Raw genomic sequence first — 14,424 nt, forward strand, 5'->3', positions numbered from 1 at the left:
GAACGGCAAAGGCTCGTCGCGGCGGGATCGAATTCTCCCCTTTCTCCCGCGCAGCGGGGGAGAGGGGCCGGGGGAGAGGGGGCCCTGCCGGGCGCAGTTCCATTCCAGTCGTCGAGCCCCGGATCGATCGGCAACGATCTCCTCTCCCCCCTGCAGTTCGGGGGGGGAGAGGCCGGGAGAGGGGGGGCGCCGGCGGACGCAGTGCGATTCCCGTCGTCGAGCCTCGATCCCTCGGCAACGCTCTCCCCTCTCCGTGAGGAACGAACGGGGAGGGGTCGGGGGAGGGGCACCCCGGCGGGCGCAGTTCGATTCCAGTCGTCGAGCCTCGATCCCTCGGCAACGCTCTCCCCTCTCCGCGAGGAACGAGCGGGGAGGGGTCGGGGGAGGGGCACCGCGCGGACGCAGCGCGATTCCGGTTTCCAACATCCGCGAGTGCGCCGGGCACTCAGTAGTTCAGCATCACAAGGCACCCACTGAAGGCGATACACCGATGCGCATTCGCAACACCGCGCTGCTGGCGGCACTGCTGGTCTCCGCGCCGCTGGCGGCGCAGGACGCCTGGACGGTGCGGGCGGCCGCGCCGCAGGGGCTTAACCGCGCCGACGCGCAGGCCAGCACGCTGCGCCACCTGCAGAACCTCATCCGCATCAACACCGAAAACCCGCCCGGCAACGAGATCCGGACGGCCATGTACTTCGACTCGGTGCTCAACGGCGTTCCCGGCATCGAAAAGCGCATCCTGCGCGTGCCCGAAGACAGCATGCGCGCCAACTTCGTCGCCCGGCTGCGCGCGGCCAACCCGCGGCAGCGGCCGGTCCTGGTGATGGGCCACATGGACGTCGTGGGCGCCGACACCACCAAATGGGAGACGGATGCCTTCGAGCCCGTCATCCGCGACGGCTACCTGTACGGCCGCGGCGCCATCGACGACAAGGGAATGCTGGCCGCCACGCTGACCTCGATGGTGCAGCTGGCGCAGCAGCGCAACCGGCTGGACCGCGACATCATCTTCTTCGCCACGGCGGGTGAAGAGGGCGGTCCCGTGGTGGGCGTGGACTGGGTGATCGAGCACCACCGCGACCTGATCGGCGACGCGGAGTTCGCGCTGAACGAGGGCGGCCGCATCCGCGTGGACGACGGAAGCATCCGCACCGTAAACATCCAGACGACCGAAAAGGTCTACTACAACGTCATCGCCACGGCCACCGGCACCAGCGGCCACGCCTCCGTGCCGCTGCCCGACAACGCGCTGGCGGCGCTGGCCCGCGCGGTGAACCGCGTGCACGAGTGGCGCGCGCCGGTCACGCTGATCGAAACCACGCGCATCTACTTTCAGCGCCTGGCCGCCATCGAGGAAGACGCGGAGATGAAGCGGGCGATGGAAGAGCTGACCGCCTCCGGCGCCTCGCGCGAGCAGATCGACCGTGCCGCCGCCGTGCTCTCGCGCGACCCGCTGCACAACGCGGTGCTGCGCGCCGGCACGTCGCTCACCCTGCTGAACGGCGGCTTCCGCGCCAACGTCATCCCCAGCGAGGGGCGCGCCACCTTCAACATGCGCATCGTCCCCGGCGAAGACGCCGCCGCGCTGGTGCGGATGATCAACGAGATCGACGGCGAGCCGAACGTGACGTTCGCGCTGGAGCAGCCGCCGGTGGAGGCGCCGCCCCCGTCGCCCGTATCCACCGAGCTGTTCCAGGCGATGGAGGCCGCCGCGCGCACCATGTCGCCGAACGCCACCGTGCTGCCGTTCATGTCCACCGGCGCCACCGACGGCGCGGCGCTGCGGGCCATCGGCATCCCCACCTACGGCATCCTTCCCATGCCGCTGCCCATGGAAGACGAGCTGCGGATGCACGGCGACAACGAGCGCGTCCCCGTCCCGGCGCTGGGCTGGGCCACGGAGTACATCTACCGGGTGCTGCGCCAGGTCGCCAGCTGACGGTTTCTCCCTAGCACGGAGCCGGCGGGCCTGGCGCCTGTTGACTCCCGCCGGCTCCGTGCTAGGTTACAGCATCCTTCCGCACTTTCCCTGTCACACCGGTCGGTTCTCGCGCGTTCACAAGCGTGGGAGCCACCATGCCACGCCGCCCCCCGCCCGACCCATGCCCATCCGGACGCTCCTGTTCTGCGCGCTCCTCGCGTCGCTTTCCGCCTGCGAGGATGCCCTGGCCCCCAGCTCGCGAGGCACCAGCACGCTCGTCTTCGACTACACCGGCATTGACGGGGCGAACGCCTTTGTCGCCGAGGGCGACGCGCCGCCGGATTACGGCCAGGGCGGCACGCCTCCGGGGGACTGGGCGCTCGCGTTCCGCAGCGGTGTCTCGGAACCGCGGCTGGTGGTGACGGCGGCGCGCAGCCGGACGGGCGGGCGCTTCGACCTGATGACGCTGGAGCTGCCGGGCGCCGTGCAGCCAGGCCAGACCCTGCAGTTCCGCGAAGGATGCGGTGGCGAGGCGGACTGCGCGCAGATGATCGTCAGCTTTGGCGTGGAGCGCGCGACCAACATCTCGCAGACCAGCTGCTCGGTCGTGTCGGGCCAGGGACGCGTGCAGGCGCTCACCGGCCGCCGCGTCGCGGGGAGCTTCTCCGGCACCGCGACGTGCGTGGGCGACTTCAACGGGCAAACGCAGATTCAGCGCGGCGTGTTCGACGTGGCCGTGATCGTCCCCGACGCCTGACGCGCCGCCGCCGCGGCTGCAGAGCAAAGGCCCGCCGCAACCACGGCGGGCCTTCGTGCATCCAAGCACTGCGCGCGGGAACCTGGGCGGGTGCTCCGTGGTTCCAGCGGGGCCGCGCGGCGTGCGGAGTGCCGCACGGTGCATCACCATGAACCGGAGGGCGAGGGACGATGAGAAACTGGATCACGGCGCTGGCCGTGGGCGCCATGGCGGCGGGCGCGGGGGCGCCGGCGGCCGCGCAGGCGGACATTCCGCTGGCCTTCGAGGTGCGGCTGGACGCCGGCATCCCCGTGGGCGACAGCGACGATCTGTACGAGTCGGGCGTGGGGTTCGGGGTGCGGGCGTCGCTGGACGTGGCGCCCACGTTCGCGCTGTACGGCGGCTACTCGCAGTTCACGTTCGAGCTCGACGACGAGCTGGTGGGCGACGACGAGAACGAGGTGAGCGGGTTCGAGCTGGGCGGTCGCGTGGAGGTAGGCAGCGGCCACGGCTCCGGCAGTCCGTACGTTCTGCTCGGCGCGCTCTTTCACGACGATGAAACCGGCATCGAGGCCGGGCTGGGCGCCGATTACGCCGTCAGCTGGCAGGTTTCCGTGACCCCCGAGGTGCGCTACCGCAAGGTGGACGAGCTTACCTTTCTCACCCTGGGCCTGGGCGCGCGCTTCCGCTTCTGATCGCCGATCCCAACGCAAGCAGCCGTCACCGGGAGACGCAGAGGGCGCGGAGAGAAGATTCTCCGCGCCCTCCGCGTGAACCCGTTTTTCGTGCGGATCGGAATTACGGTGCCAGCAGCACGCATCGCGCACCTGCACCTCCGGCCCGCCCGTTGTGATCCACACCTGCCGCATCTGCAATCCCCCTGATTCCGTGTCGGCTCGCGTGTTGGTGCCACCGCGCGAGTGCCGTTAAGATGAACAAAGTGAACGAGCAGATTCTGGAGCGGTCGAGAAACCGGGCCGCTCATCATGAGCATGCCGTCGGTTTACCCCCGCGCAACTGCAGATCACGGGTATGGGTGACGATTCGTTGCTGGCGCACATGTACCTCCGGCTCCCGTACACCAGGCGCGTTGGTCCCGATGAGGACACGATCGGCGAGTCGCTGTTCTTTGCCTGGGTAGAGGAACTGCCCGGGTGTGAAAGCCACGGCGAAACGGCCGACGAGGCGCTGGAATGGCTGGCGGATGGGATCTCCATGTATATCGGCACGATGCTGGAGGATGGCCTCGAACCTCCCATCCCGGCTGGAAGCACGCGGCCCGAACATCGTGAGGGAGCCATCGCACGCGTATCCTGACCACGTGCTCAATGGCAGAACCCCGCACGGCCGCGTCAAGCGTCCGTGCGGGGTTTTCTTGGTGATCGCCCCTCATGTCAGGCCTGAGCACGGGTGCCCATCACGCGGAGGCGCGGAGAGAAGGTCTCCGCGCCCTCCGCGTTTCCGCGTGAGACCTGTTCTTCCCGCCGGTCCAGGATCACGGCGCCAGCAGCACCTTGCCGAAGTTCTGGCGGTCCTGCAGCCGCGCGTGGGCATCGGCCGCGCGGTCAAAAGGGAATACCTGGTCCACGACGGGATCGAACGTGCCGTCATCCACCAGCCCCACGATGTCGCGCAGCATCTGGCCCAGCAGGTCTACGCGGTGCCACAGGTGGCCCAGGTTCACGCCGTGCACGCCGCGGTTGGTGTTCATCATGTCGATCGGCCCAAAGCGCGGCATGGAGGCCAGCCCGCGCAGCGCCGCCACCACGCTGCGCGTGCGCCCCGGCGCAAAGCTGCTGACGCCAAAGACGTACATCCGCCCCAGCGGCCCCAGGCAGCGGTAGCTCTTCCGGAACGACTCGCCGCCCACCGCGTCCAGCGCGATGTCGACGCCGCCCTTGCCGTACAGGCGGCGCACCTCGGCCTCGAAGTCCCGCGTGCGGTAGTCGATGCAGTGCGCCACACCAAGCTCGCGAAGGCGGGCGTGCTTGGACGCGCTGGCCGTGCCCACCACCTCCGCGCCGCGCCACCGGCAGATCTGCACCGCCGCCTGCCCCACCCCGCCCGCCACCGCGTGCACCAGCACCCGGTCCCCCGCGCGCACGCACCCCAGGTGCACCAGCATGATCCACGCGGTCAGGTAGTTCACCGGGATCGCCGCCGCTTTCTGGAACGAAAGCGATGGGGCGATGGGAAACGCCTGCTCCGCCGGCACGCACAGTACGTCCGTGTACCCGCCAAAGCGCGTCAGCGCGCCCACGCGGTCCCCCTCGCGAAAGTCCGCCACCCCCGCGCTGACTGCATCCACCGTCCCCGCGACCTCGTAGCCCACGACGGCGGGCAGCGGCGGCGCGTCGGGATACAACCCCATCCGCGCGAGCACGTCGCCAAAGTTGATCCCAGCCGCCGCCACGCGGATGCGCACCTCGCCCTTCTTCGGCACCGGATCCGCCGCCTGGCGCACCTGCAGCACCTCCGGCCCGCCCCGTCTGGTGATCCACACCTGCCGCATCTGCAAATCTCCGGATTTCGTGTCGGCTCGCGTGTTGGTGCCGCCGCGTGAAGGTCGTTACGATGAACGGAGTGAACGTGCCGAGCAGGTTCGTCCGTGGGACGCCGCTGATCATGCACGGCCACCTTATCCCCTGGCAACGGTGGTGCGCAGGCATGGGTAACGATTATCCGCCGGGGTGCGGCAGGAAGCGCGCACACGAACTCGGGAAGGATCTCGCGTGAGCGGACCGTCGATGCATCCAGCCGCGACGGGCACCGACACGCTCACGGACTTGGTGCGCCGCTGGCCAAGGACCCGGAAAGCGGCTGCGTATCCCGTAAGCTGGGGGCGCATGCTCGCCCGCAGCCGTTCGATGCAGCTGATCGTCGCGGGCTTGCAGCTCGCGTTGTTCGTCGGCGTCGCGGCGCCGGACGTGTTCGGGGTAAAGGGCTGGCGCTGGATGGCGGGCCTCGTGGCGATCTACCTGCTGTCGGAGTGGTTTCGCGGGTTGGCCCGTGCCGGCGTCCTCGATCACCATCGAAAGGTGTTCGAGAACCTGGGTGAACTCATCAGTTCGATGGCGGGGATGCAGGCAGGCAACTCGGCGCCGCAGATCGTGCGGAATCCCGAGGACGCCATCGGACTGCTTCTTCGTCGTGCCTGCGAGCTGGTGCAGGTGACTGTGCGTCCCCCGCTGGGTTGTGAGATCACGGCGAACCTGGTTCTGCCGGTGATCGTGGATCAGCAGCCCACCGGCTTCAGGGTGACAGCCCAGGACGATTTCCGGCCGGGGCGCGATCATCCAGTCATCCCCCTTGACGCGCCGGGCGCTCCGTTCACATTCTCTACCGGCCGGCCTGTCTCCGTCGCGGCCACGTCAGAGGTGAAACACCCGCGTGTACAGGGGCGTAGGTACAGATCCATCGGCACCTTTCCCATCATGGTGGGTGAGCCGGGCACCACGGGGCAGGTCATCGGCATCCTGGCCATGGATGCAACGGAGCCGTACATCTTTGACTCGGGAGCCATGGCGCGCCTGAGTCCGTTTCTGGGTCCGGTCGCGCAACTGATCGGGCTCGCGCTGGTAACCAGAAGGCCGGGGAGTCGCAATGTCCGAGCGCAACGACGTAGCGCATGATGAGCCCATGCTTTTCGGCATGCCGCTTTCCAAGTTCCCCAAGGCGCCGCCACCGGATGATCGCGAGCCGACGCTCTGGGAGTTCCTCAAGCTGGGCTGGTGGCCTGACCTGCCCCCGCTGTACTACTCGCCACCCAAGCGGGGCGAAGCTCGCGGATGAGCCAAGCAGGTGAAGCACGAAGCCGTTGCCGGACCAATGAGGCCCGGAACGGCTTGCGTGGCTCTGGCCGCCGATCGCCTGTCTGCCGGGTGATGACGCTGCCTGCCCCGCCAACTCCGGAATCCGGTCGCGGTAGCGGCGGCTTAGCATGAGCTCGCGGCCGTCGCGCAACACGATCATCCAGTCCCCGTGGCTCCACGGGTGCAACTCGCGAAGGCTGGCCAGGTTCACGATGTACGACCGGCGTACGCGGATGAATCGCGCCGGGTCCAGCCGCTCCTCCAGCCCCGCCGGCGTGCCGCGCACCAGGCAGCTCTCCTGCCCCGCGTGCAGCCGCACGTAGTTCTCCTCCGCCTCCAGCCACTCCACCTCGTCCGTGCGCAGGAACACGGCGCGGGTTCCGGTGCGCACCAGCACGCGCTGCAGATACGCGGGCGCCAGCCGCGCCTCCGCCAGCACGCGGTGAATCCGCTCGTCCAGCCCGTCGTCGCCCGTGGGCGGGCGGGCGCGCACGCGCTCCTTGACGCGGCCCAACCCGGTGCGAAAGCGCTCTGCGTCGAACGGCTTCGCAACCAGTCCAGGTCGTGACGCCGCGGACGCGCCGGCGCGTGTGCCTTCATGGCCGGTGGATTCCGTCGATGAGGTTGTGTCGCGTGCGCGCGATCGATCCCGCCACGGATGCAACCTCACCCCGCCGCTGCGGCCCGTGGGAACCCCGCGTGACGAGCGCGACCGCACGGCGCCCAGCGGGGCGCCGCCGGGCCAAGCGGGACGCGGCGGACGACGCGGGGTATCAACGCGGCGACGGTCTTGCGTTTACGAGATGCCTGAGCCTCGACCCTCGAAGGCTTGAGCGGCGTCCACGCCCTCTCCCGCGCAGTTTGGAGGAGAGGAACGAGCCGGGTAAAGGCCACTCTCGTACTCTCGTACTCTCGTACTCTCGTACTCTCGTACTCTCGTACTCTCGTACTCTCGTACTTTCGCACTTTCGCACTAGAGACATGTCATCCAACCCCATCCGCGACCTCTTCTTCGGCCCGGACCGGCAGACGCTGGTGAGCGCGGTGGAGCCGCGCCGCACCTTCGCCGACGTCGTTCTTCCGCCCGTCACCCGGCGCTCGCTGGACAACGCGCTGGTGCAGATCCGCAAGCACGACATCCTGTTCGGCGAGTGGGGGCTGGGCGAGCGGCACGAGAGCGGGCTGGGGCTGGCGTTCAACTTTGCCGGGCCGCCGGGGACGGGAAAGACGATCTGCGCCGAAGCCATCGCCCACGCGCTGGGCAAAAAGCTGCTCGTGGTGCGCTACAACGAGCTGGAAAGCCAGTGGGCGGGCGCCACCGCCAAGAACGTGGCCGCCGTCTTTGCCAGTGCGCAGGAGCAGGACGCCGTCCTTTTTTTCGACGAGGCCGACGCCATCGCGGGGCGCCGCTTCACCTCGGTGGACCAGGGCTATCAGCGCGAGGCCAACGCCGTGGTGAACGTGCTGCTGCGCGAGCTGGAGGAGTTTCCCGGCGTGGTCATCTTCGCCACCAACCTGGCCGCCAACTTCGATCCGGCTTTCGAGCGCCGCATCCGCACGCACATCCTGTTCGAGCAGCCGGGGCTGGAGGAGCGCGAGAAGATCTGGAAGGTGCAGATCCACGGCCGCAAGACGCCGCTGGGCGCCGACGTGGACTTTCACGCGCTGGCCCAGCGCTACCCCGCCAGCGGCGGCGACATCAAGAACGCCGTCCTCAAGGCGGCGCAGATGGCGATCGCCGAGGAGGGGGCGGACCAGGAGAAGCGGATCGAGCAGCGCCACTTCGAAATGGGAATCGAAGAGGTGCTGGGCGCCAAGCGGGTGATGGACCAGTCGCTCTTTGGCGCCGCGGCGGGGATGCTGCCGGCGCTGGCGGACGGAGGGATGGACGACGAGGTGGCCACCCTGACCTCGCGGCTGATGGAGGTGGAAGACACGGTGGCCGACGTCCCCGCCGCCATCCGCCGCCTGGAAGAACGCCACGCCCGCGCCACGGCTGAGGCTGAGCGCGAGCGCGCCGTGCTGGCCACCCAGCAGAAGGAGGCGCTGGACGCGCTGCGCACCGGGGCGGAGCAGGCGGCGGGGCGCGCGCAGCTGGCCGTGTGGATCTCGGTGAGCGCGGCGGTGCTCGCTGCCCTGGCGGCCGGAATGGCCCTGCTGTGATCCCTTTCCGCGGCCGGGATGGCCCTGCCTGTGATCACTTTCAGCGCGCTTGCCAGGCATTCCGAATGGGCCACAGGTGAGCAAGCCAGACCACGGCGGTCCCATCCGGCGCGGTCCGCCGGGGGCGCTATTTTCCCAGCGCCCAGGCGGCATCTGGCCTGGATGAGGAGCAGCCTCGTTCGCGTCCACTTTGTATAAGTGTTCAAATGGGGAGTTGTGCCTCTTGCACTCAGCAAAAACGGGCTCTAATCTGTAGAGTGTAAGCCAACTCAACGTAAACGAAGTGCACAAGAGCCCCGGTTCCTCCCGCGCGGGAGGAGCCTGTGAGCGAGCGTGCAGGCGAATCCGCCATCGACCGGATCCGTGAGCATGTGCGGGCGCAGGTTGCCCGTACGTCGCTCCGGAAGGTCGCCAAGCGAGCAGGCGTAAAGGTCGGCGCGACCAAGAAGTTCATCGACGGCTCCGTGCCGTACGAGCGCAACCTTCGCCTGTGGAAGCGCTACTTTGCGCGTGAACTCCGGGAGGGGATGGCCGGCGGGCCGGACGACGCGGTGCCTGTGGCGGATGCCGCGGCCGTGCTCGACCTGCTGTTGTGGGCGCTCCCTGAAGAGGAGCGTCCCGACGCCCGGCGTGAGGCCGTGGACCTGTTCCGCGACCTGTATCTGCGCCGTGGCCGTACGCCGCCCGGCTGGATTCACGGCATGCCCGACCACGTCGACGACGCCCCCTCTCCGCGCTTCAGCACGGATGACGAGGACGACGACGAGGATGAGGACGACGACGAGTAGTTCGCCGGCCTGCCGATGAATACGATGAAGGGCTCCCGTGCCTTGGCGCGGAAGCCCTTCTCGTCATCGCTCCAGGATCGTTCACGCGCAGACGCGAACGGGACGAGCCGTGGAGAACGTCCTCCGCGGCTCGCCTGGTTCTCCGCGGCTCCGCGGGCGCGCGTCTACTCCATGATGGCGCGCCAGACGGCCTCGGTGTCGGACAGGTCGTCGAACAGGTAGTCGGGGTTGTGCTGCGCCAGGTCGTCGGTGCTGTGCGTGCCGGTGGCGGTGGCGATGGTGCGCACGCCCAGGTGCGCGCCGCACGAGATGTCGAACGGCGTATCGCCGATGATGACGATCTCCTTTCCCTCGAAGCCCAGCCCCGTCCTTTCCTTTGCCCGGCGCGCGGCCACGGCCGGAAGCTCCGGCCGCTGCCAATGGTCCGATCCGTACGCCCCCACGCGAAAGCGGTCAAAGCCCAGCCCCGCCGCTTCCACCTTGAGGCGCGCGCCCTCTTCCACGTTCCCCGTCAGCAGCCCCAGCACGGTGGGATCGCCGGATTTCTCCAGGCGGTCCAGCAGCGCGGGGATGCCGGGAAGCGTGCGGATCTCCGCCGTTTTGATCTCCACCCGCAGGTTGCGCAGGTACGATTTCCACAGCGCCTCCAGCCCCGCCTCCACCTGCTCCACCGAGTACCCCACCGGCGTAAGCAGCTCACGGACAATCTGCGGGTCGGTGCGGCCGCCCATGTTGTATCCGCGGATGGAGCCCGTTTCGCCGTAGACCTCCAGCATGGCCTCGCGCACGGCCCGCGCGCCCGCACCGCCGGCCGAAAGCAGCGTTCCGTCGATGTCGAAAAGTATCAGCCGCTTCATCCGCAGTCCTGTTTCCAAGGTTCGTTCACCCCTGTTGCACGGCCCGCGCCGCCGGAGCGGACACAGGGGATCGCACTCCAGCCGACACATGGCAAGCCCCTGCGGGAGCGCATAATTCCGCCGCCCCAAAAAAGCGGAAAGCCCCGCCCCGATGAGCGGGTAAACCCGCTGCTGGGACAGCGACAAGCCCCGTCCGGCTCGCTTGCGCTCGCCAAACGGGGCTTCAACCGCAAAACAGAGGGAACGCACCATAGGTTGTAGCAACCCATAGCCCCTCTCCCACGCAGTTTGTGGGAGAGGGGCAGGCGAGGAACGAACCGGGGTGAGGGCCCTACACCCAGTTCTTGCGCTTGAAGTACGTAAACAGAACCGCGCCCACCACCAGCATCAACCCCAGCCCCCACGCGTATCCGTAGCGCCAATCCACCTCGGGCATGAACTTGAAGTTCATCCCGTAGATGCCGGCGATCCACGCCATCGCCATCAGGATGATGGACCACGCCGCCATCAGCCGCATGGTCTCGTTCAGGTTGTGGCTGGCGATGGAAAGCTGGCCCTCCATGGCGCCGTTCAGCAGGTCGCGCAGCGTGTCGATCTCCTCGGCCACGCGGATGGCGTGGTCGTGCACGTCCTGAAAGTACGGCATCATGTCCGGCTGCAGGAACGGGATGTCGCGCCGCAGCAGCGACCCCACCAGCTCGCGCTCCGGCCCCACCATCCGCCGGAACAGCGCCAGCTCGCGCCGCATGGTCAGGATGGTCTGCATCCCCTCGCGCGGCGGGGTGTCGGAGTCGGTGGTCGCCGTTTCCAGTTCCGCCACGCGCTCCGAAAAGTGGTCCAGCACTGGAAAGTAGCCGTCCACCACCAGGTCCAGCAGCGCGTGCGCCAGCACGCCGGGCGCGCGAAAGCGTTCCGGCGCGCCCCGCCACCGGGCCAGCACCGCCGTAATCTCCTCGATGCGGTGGTCGTGCACCGTGACCACGTAGTTTTCGCCGATGAACGCGTGCAGCTCGTTAAGCGCCATCCGCTCGCGCTTGGGGTTGATGCGCGCCGCGTACATCACCAGAAAAAAATACCCCGGATAGCGGTCGATCTTGGGGCGCTGGCGGCCGCGGACGGTGTCTTCGACCGCCAGCGGATGGAAATTCAGCTGGTCGCGCAAAAACTCGCCTTCCGGCACGCCCGGCGCGGCGATGTCGATCCAGATGAGCGGCGGGTCGTCTTCCTTTTTCCCCGTGCGGCCGCGGTGAATGGCCTCGATGGCCTGGGCCAGCGGATACGCGTGCACGCCGGTGTCCGTTTCGGCGTACGCGTAGATGCGCGACCGGGGCTCGGCCCCGGACGCGTCTTCGCACAGCGGATCGACGATCTCGTCGCTAGCGACCCGCTCGGCGACGCTCATAGCCCGGCACCGTGTTGGTGATGGCGGCGGTCACGACCTCGACCGCCCCGATGACCACGTGCGGCATCCACACCCGCTCGTCAAAGCCCAACAGCCACGGCGACGCGGCCAGCGCCAGCCCGCCCAGCGCGTCCAGGAACAGGTGCGCGGGCATCTGCAGCTTCTTTACCAGGCCCAGCTCGTAGTCGGTGAACACGCTGTACAGCAGCACGCCGGCGCCCAGCCCCACCGGAACCCACCGCTCCGCCCCGCCGGTTGCGAAGCCGAACAGCCAGGGCGACGCGATGAGCAGTGCGCCCAGCAGGTAGTCCAGCATGCCGTGAACGCGGGTGGGAAGTCGCATGGATCGCCCTCTCGCAGGTGCGGTGCAGGTTGGGAAGTGACGGGGCTACAAAGTGGTGCCGCCGCGCGGGTTTGCAAGCGCCGCGCCTTGCGATGCCGTCCAAGGTGCGTCCAGCCGCGCGTTCAGGCCAGCATTGGGGCGGATTGACACGCGGAGGAGCGGGTCGGGAGATCGTCCGTGGTCGTCCTCCGGCCCCGCTCCAGGCGGTTGGATCGAAACCCGCGGCTCCACGAGGTCGCTTGCGGATTGCGATGTGAACGCTACGTCCGACTAGCTTCGAGGATCGAAGACGCCGTTCACGATTCTGACCTGCCTGCCCGCAAACCGCTCAAGGATGCGATCATAGGTACGATCCAGAAGGGCTTCCAGGTTGCTCCCGACCTCCGAAATCGTCCAGCGATGATCGACGTTGCCCAAAGGGTCAATCTCGAGTGACAGATCGGTCAGGAATCTCGCCTCCTGCCGTTCGTCCATTTCGTGGTGCCCACATTCCAGGTATCCGGTGCCATCAAGCCCGTATGCAGCGCGAAACACTATACGGACGCCGGAAACGTCAAACATCAGCCATTCGTCCGTCGATCCGGACAGCACGAGGAATTTCGAGGATTCCCGAATTGCCGTTTCGTTGAGTCGCTCGATCAGCTTGAGCAGATGGCGTCGCGTTCGGTACGTGCGCTCCGCGAAATCCCTCATCGACGCCGTCATCGTCCCTGCTCGACTTGTGTGGATGCGAACGGTGTTCTGCCGATCAACCGAGCCAGCTTTCCAGGATGCGCCCCGGCGGCGCGGTGAGGCCGGCGTCGGGGTGCAGCCATGCGGCCAGCGCCTCGATCCCCTCTACCACCCGCGGACCCGAGCGGCTGAAGTACGCGCTGTCGCCCACGGCGGCGCGGCCGGCGTCGATGGCGGGCGCGGCGAGCTGGCGCAGGCGGTCGCGCGCCTGGTCGGCGTCCTGGCGGGCGCGGTCCATGGCGTATCCGCAGGGCACCAGCAGCAGGCGGTCGGGCTCCAGCCCCTCGGCCTGGCTCCACGGAATCTCCAGCGAGTGCGATCCCGCCGTGCCCATCAGGTTGTCGCCGCCGGCGATGGTCACCATCTCCGGAACCCAGTGCCCCGGCGCGAACGGCGGATCCAGCCACTCCAGCGCCAGCGTGCGCGGCCGGGGCCGGTTCGCCACCGCCTCGCGGACGCGGTCGAGCCGCGCCGTCAGCCGCGCGACCGCTTCATCTCCCCGCGCCGGTTCGCCCACGGCGTCGGCGACCTGGCGCAGGGTGGCCAGAATCTGCTCCAGCGTGTGCGCGTCCAGCGAGACGACGGTGGCGGGGTGCGAAAGCTCGGCGACGGCGTCGTTCACGGAGCCGGTGGGCACCGCGCACACTTCGCAGACGGCCTGGGTGAGGATCACGTCGGGCCGCACCCGCCGCAGCGCGCCGACGTCGATTTCGTACACGCTGCCGTAGTCCACCATGCAGCGCCGCACCTCCGCGTCGATCTCGCCGCTGGTCAGCCCCGCGGGGTCAAAGCGGGAACGGCTCAGGCGCGGCAGGCGCAGCGCCTCGGGCGGATAGTCGCACTCGTGCGAGATGCCGACGAGGTGATCCTGCAGCCCCAGCGCGTACACGATCTCCGTGGCGCTGGAAAGCATCGACGCAATGCGCATCCGTCAGACAGTCCGGATCAGAACGGCGTGGGATTGGAGATGGACCGTACGCCGGAGCGCACGTACAGGGCCCGCGGGTCGGCCTGCCCGGTGTCGGTCCGGAGCGGAAAGTACCGCGTGTAGGTCGCCGGGTCGATACCCGGCTGCGAGAGGATGACGGATACGCGCGCCACGTCCCACCGCACCCCCCACCACCAGTCCGCGCGCAGGGGAAAGCTGGCGGTCCCCACGGCCAGCGTGTCGCCCATGGCGGACTGCAGAATGCCGGTGGCGCGCAGCGAGTCGGTGGTGGCGGTTTCAAACCAGGGCGCCCACGCGTTGCGCGCCTCGCCCCGCCACTCCGTGCTGCGCGTGGTGCGTACCTGCCGCCCATCGTCGAACACCACCGTGAGCACCGTGGTGGTGTCGCCGCCCGGCATCTCCCCGTTGCGCTGAAAGCGGACGCCGGCCCGCGCACCGGGCGGCACGCAGCCGTTGCAGTCCGGCTCCGGCTGCCCGCGCGCCGCCGCGCAGGCGGCCGCGGCGGACAGCACAAGGGGCACAAGCAGGCGAACGACGACAGGCAGTCGCATGGATCGTATGGACGCAAGGGGAACGTGGAAGGCGCCGCGGGAACGGTCCCGCGGCGCCGCCGAACGCATCGCACGCTCCGGACCGGCCATCGCGGCGGGGGGGGGGGCGGGGGGCCGCCCCCCCGCCCCCCCCCCCCCCCACCCGCCCCCCCCCCCCCCCGCCCGCCCGC

The 14,424-nt window shown here is 68.8% G+C and carries 15 protein-coding genes and 1 pseudogene; 8 read left to right on the forward strand and 8 right to left on the reverse strand.

The features are described 5' to 3' along the window. Nucleotides 1–490: 490 nt before the first annotated feature. The 4 genes from ACOJUJ_RS28060 to ACOJUJ_RS28075 all read left to right on the forward strand — a co-directional run bounded on the left by ACOJUJ_RS28060 (nucleotide 491) and on the right by ACOJUJ_RS28075 (nucleotide 3,974). A complete protein-coding gene (locus tag ACOJUJ_RS28060) occupies nucleotides 491–1,939 on the forward strand; it encodes a M20/M25/M40 family metallo-hydrolase (protein ID WP_420130238.1) in 1,449 nt (482 codons plus the stop codon). 163 nt (nucleotides 1,940–2,102) lie between these two features. Further along, nucleotides 2,103–2,678 carry a hypothetical protein gene (locus ACOJUJ_RS28065; RefSeq protein WP_420130239.1) on the forward strand — a complete coding sequence of 192 codons (576 nt, stop codon included), beginning with the start codon at nucleotides 2,103–2,105 and terminating at the stop codon, nucleotides 2,676–2,678. 170 nt (nucleotides 2,679–2,848) lie between these two features. Then, nucleotides 2,849–3,352, forward strand: coding sequence for an outer membrane beta-barrel protein (locus ACOJUJ_RS28070; protein WP_420130240.1), 504 nt, complete (start codon nucleotides 2,849–2,851; stop codon nucleotides 3,350–3,352). A gap of 337 nt (nucleotides 3,353–3,689) precedes the next feature. Further along, on the forward strand, nucleotides 3,690–3,974 hold the full coding sequence (locus tag ACOJUJ_RS28075; RefSeq protein WP_420130241.1) for a type II toxin-antitoxin system HicB family antitoxin: 285 nt from the start codon (nucleotides 3,690–3,692) through the stop codon (nucleotides 3,972–3,974). A 178-nt stretch (nucleotides 3,975–4,152) separates the two neighbouring features. Here ACOJUJ_RS28075 and ACOJUJ_RS28080 read toward each other — a convergent pair whose 3' ends face one another. Further along, nucleotides 4,153–5,169, reverse strand: a complete 1,017-nt coding sequence (locus ACOJUJ_RS28080; protein ID WP_420130242.1) for a synaptic vesicle VAT-1 family membrane protein — start codon at nucleotides 5,167–5,169, stop codon at nucleotides 4,153–4,155. A gap of 355 nt (nucleotides 5,170–5,524) precedes the next feature. Between ACOJUJ_RS28080 and ACOJUJ_RS28085 the strand changes: the two genes are divergently transcribed. Together ACOJUJ_RS28085 and ACOJUJ_RS28090 are read left to right on the forward strand one after the other, a co-directional pair. Then, nucleotides 5,525–6,289, forward strand: a complete 765-nt coding sequence (locus ACOJUJ_RS28085) for a GAF domain-containing protein (protein ID WP_420130243.1) — start codon at nucleotides 5,525–5,527, stop codon at nucleotides 6,287–6,289. A gap of 7 nt (nucleotides 6,290–6,296) precedes the next feature. Continuing rightward, a complete protein-coding gene (locus ACOJUJ_RS28090) occupies nucleotides 6,297–6,449 on the forward strand; it encodes a hypothetical protein (RefSeq protein WP_420130252.1) in 153 nt (50 codons plus the stop codon). Between the two features lie 126 nt (nucleotides 6,450–6,575). Here ACOJUJ_RS28090 and ACOJUJ_RS28095 read toward each other — a convergent pair. Continuing rightward, nucleotides 6,576–7,187: pseudogene (locus ACOJUJ_RS28095) on the reverse strand (LytR/AlgR family response regulator transcription factor); the annotation flags it as partial. Nucleotides 7,188–7,450: 263 nt separating this feature from the next. Between ACOJUJ_RS28095 and ACOJUJ_RS28100 the strand changes: the two are divergent. Further along, nucleotides 7,451–8,632 carry an ATP-binding protein gene (locus ACOJUJ_RS28100; RefSeq protein WP_420130244.1) on the forward strand — a complete coding sequence of 394 codons (1,182 nt, stop codon included), beginning with the start codon at nucleotides 7,451–7,453 and terminating at the stop codon, nucleotides 8,630–8,632. Between the two features lie 323 nt (nucleotides 8,633–8,955). Then, complete coding sequence (locus ACOJUJ_RS28105) at nucleotides 8,956–9,420, forward strand: hypothetical protein (protein ID WP_420130245.1); 465 nt, start codon at nucleotides 8,956–8,958, stop codon at nucleotides 9,418–9,420. A 164-nt stretch (nucleotides 9,421–9,584) separates the two neighbouring features. Here the strand turns inward: ACOJUJ_RS28105 and ACOJUJ_RS28110 are convergent, their stop codons facing one another. The 6 genes from ACOJUJ_RS28110 to ACOJUJ_RS28135 form a co-directional block, all read right to left on the reverse strand. Continuing rightward, nucleotides 9,585–10,277, reverse strand: coding sequence for an HAD family hydrolase (locus ACOJUJ_RS28110; RefSeq protein WP_420130246.1), 693 nt, complete (start codon nucleotides 10,275–10,277; stop codon nucleotides 9,585–9,587). Between the two features lie 331 nt (nucleotides 10,278–10,608). Next, the gene (corA, locus tag ACOJUJ_RS28115) at nucleotides 10,609–11,679 is read right to left on the reverse strand and encodes a magnesium/cobalt transporter CorA (RefSeq protein WP_420130247.1); all 1,071 of its coding nucleotides are present in this window, start codon (nucleotides 11,677–11,679) and stop codon (nucleotides 10,609–10,611) included. Continuing rightward, complete coding sequence (locus ACOJUJ_RS28120) at nucleotides 11,654–12,022, reverse strand: SPW repeat domain-containing protein (RefSeq protein ID WP_420130248.1); 369 nt, start codon at nucleotides 12,020–12,022, stop codon at nucleotides 11,654–11,656. The genes corA and ACOJUJ_RS28120 overlap by 26 nt, the downstream gene beginning before the upstream one ends. Nucleotides 12,023–12,292: 270 nt before the next feature. Continuing rightward, nucleotides 12,293–12,727, reverse strand: a complete 435-nt coding sequence (locus ACOJUJ_RS28125) for a hypothetical protein (protein ID WP_420130249.1) — start codon at nucleotides 12,725–12,727, stop codon at nucleotides 12,293–12,295. A 43-nt stretch (nucleotides 12,728–12,770) separates the two neighbouring features. Then, nucleotides 12,771–13,682 (reverse strand): cobalamin-binding protein, encoded by a 912-nt coding sequence (locus ACOJUJ_RS28130; RefSeq protein WP_420130250.1) that lies wholly within the window; start codon nucleotides 13,680–13,682, stop codon nucleotides 12,771–12,773. 17 nt (nucleotides 13,683–13,699) lie between these two features. Beyond that, nucleotides 13,700–14,254 (reverse strand): hypothetical protein, encoded by a 555-nt coding sequence (locus tag ACOJUJ_RS28135; protein ID WP_420130251.1) that lies wholly within the window; start codon nucleotides 14,252–14,254, stop codon nucleotides 13,700–13,702. Nucleotides 14,255–14,424 lie beyond the last annotated feature (170 nt).

The sequence above is a fragment of the Longimicrobium sp. genome (genome assembly GCF_048594345.1).
Lineage (GTDB): Bacteria > Gemmatimonadota > Gemmatimonadetes > Longimicrobiales > Longimicrobiaceae > Longimicrobium.

Excerpts from the sequence above, each read along its gene's own strand:
- ACOJUJ_RS28060 (WP_420130238.1), top strand. The coding sequence starts at position 491 with ATGCGCATTCGCAACACCGCGCTGCTGGCGGCACTGCTGGTCTCCGCG.
- ACOJUJ_RS28065 (WP_420130239.1), top strand. The coding sequence starts at position 2,103 with ATGCCCATCCGGACGCTCCTGTTCTGCGCGCTCCTCGCGTCGCTTTCC.
- ACOJUJ_RS28070 (WP_420130240.1), top strand. The coding sequence starts at position 2,849 with ATGAGAAACTGGATCACGGCGCTGGCCGTGGGCGCCATGGCGGCGGGC.
- ACOJUJ_RS28075 (WP_420130241.1), top strand. The coding sequence starts at position 3,690 with ATGGGTGACGATTCGTTGCTGGCGCACATGTACCTCCGGCTCCCGTAC.
- ACOJUJ_RS28080 (WP_420130242.1), bottom strand. The coding sequence starts at position 5,169 with ATGCGGCAGGTGTGGATCACCAGACGGGGCGGGCCGGAGGTGCTGCAG.
- ACOJUJ_RS28085 (WP_420130243.1), top strand. The coding sequence starts at position 5,525 with ATGCAGCTGATCGTCGCGGGCTTGCAGCTCGCGTTGTTCGTCGGCGTC.
- ACOJUJ_RS28090 (WP_420130252.1), top strand. The coding sequence starts at position 6,297 with ATGCTTTTCGGCATGCCGCTTTCCAAGTTCCCCAAGGCGCCGCCACCG.
- ACOJUJ_RS28100 (WP_420130244.1), top strand. The coding sequence starts at position 7,451 with ATGTCATCCAACCCCATCCGCGACCTCTTCTTCGGCCCGGACCGGCAG.
- ACOJUJ_RS28110 (WP_420130246.1), bottom strand. The coding sequence starts at position 10,277 with ATGAAGCGGCTGATACTTTTCGACATCGACGGAACGCTGCTTTCGGCC.
- corA (WP_420130247.1), bottom strand. The coding sequence starts at position 11,679 with ATGAGCGTCGCCGAGCGGGTCGCTAGCGACGAGATCGTCGATCCGCTG.
- ACOJUJ_RS28120 (WP_420130248.1), bottom strand. The coding sequence starts at position 12,022 with ATGCGACTTCCCACCCGCGTTCACGGCATGCTGGACTACCTGCTGGGC.
- ACOJUJ_RS28125 (WP_420130249.1), bottom strand. The coding sequence starts at position 12,727 with ATGACGGCGTCGATGAGGGATTTCGCGGAGCGCACGTACCGAACGCGA.
- ACOJUJ_RS28130 (WP_420130250.1), bottom strand. The coding sequence starts at position 13,682 with ATGCGCATTGCGTCGATGCTTTCCAGCGCCACGGAGATCGTGTACGCG.
- ACOJUJ_RS28135 (WP_420130251.1), bottom strand. The coding sequence starts at position 14,254 with ATGCGACTGCCTGTCGTCGTTCGCCTGCTTGTGCCCCTTGTGCTGTCC.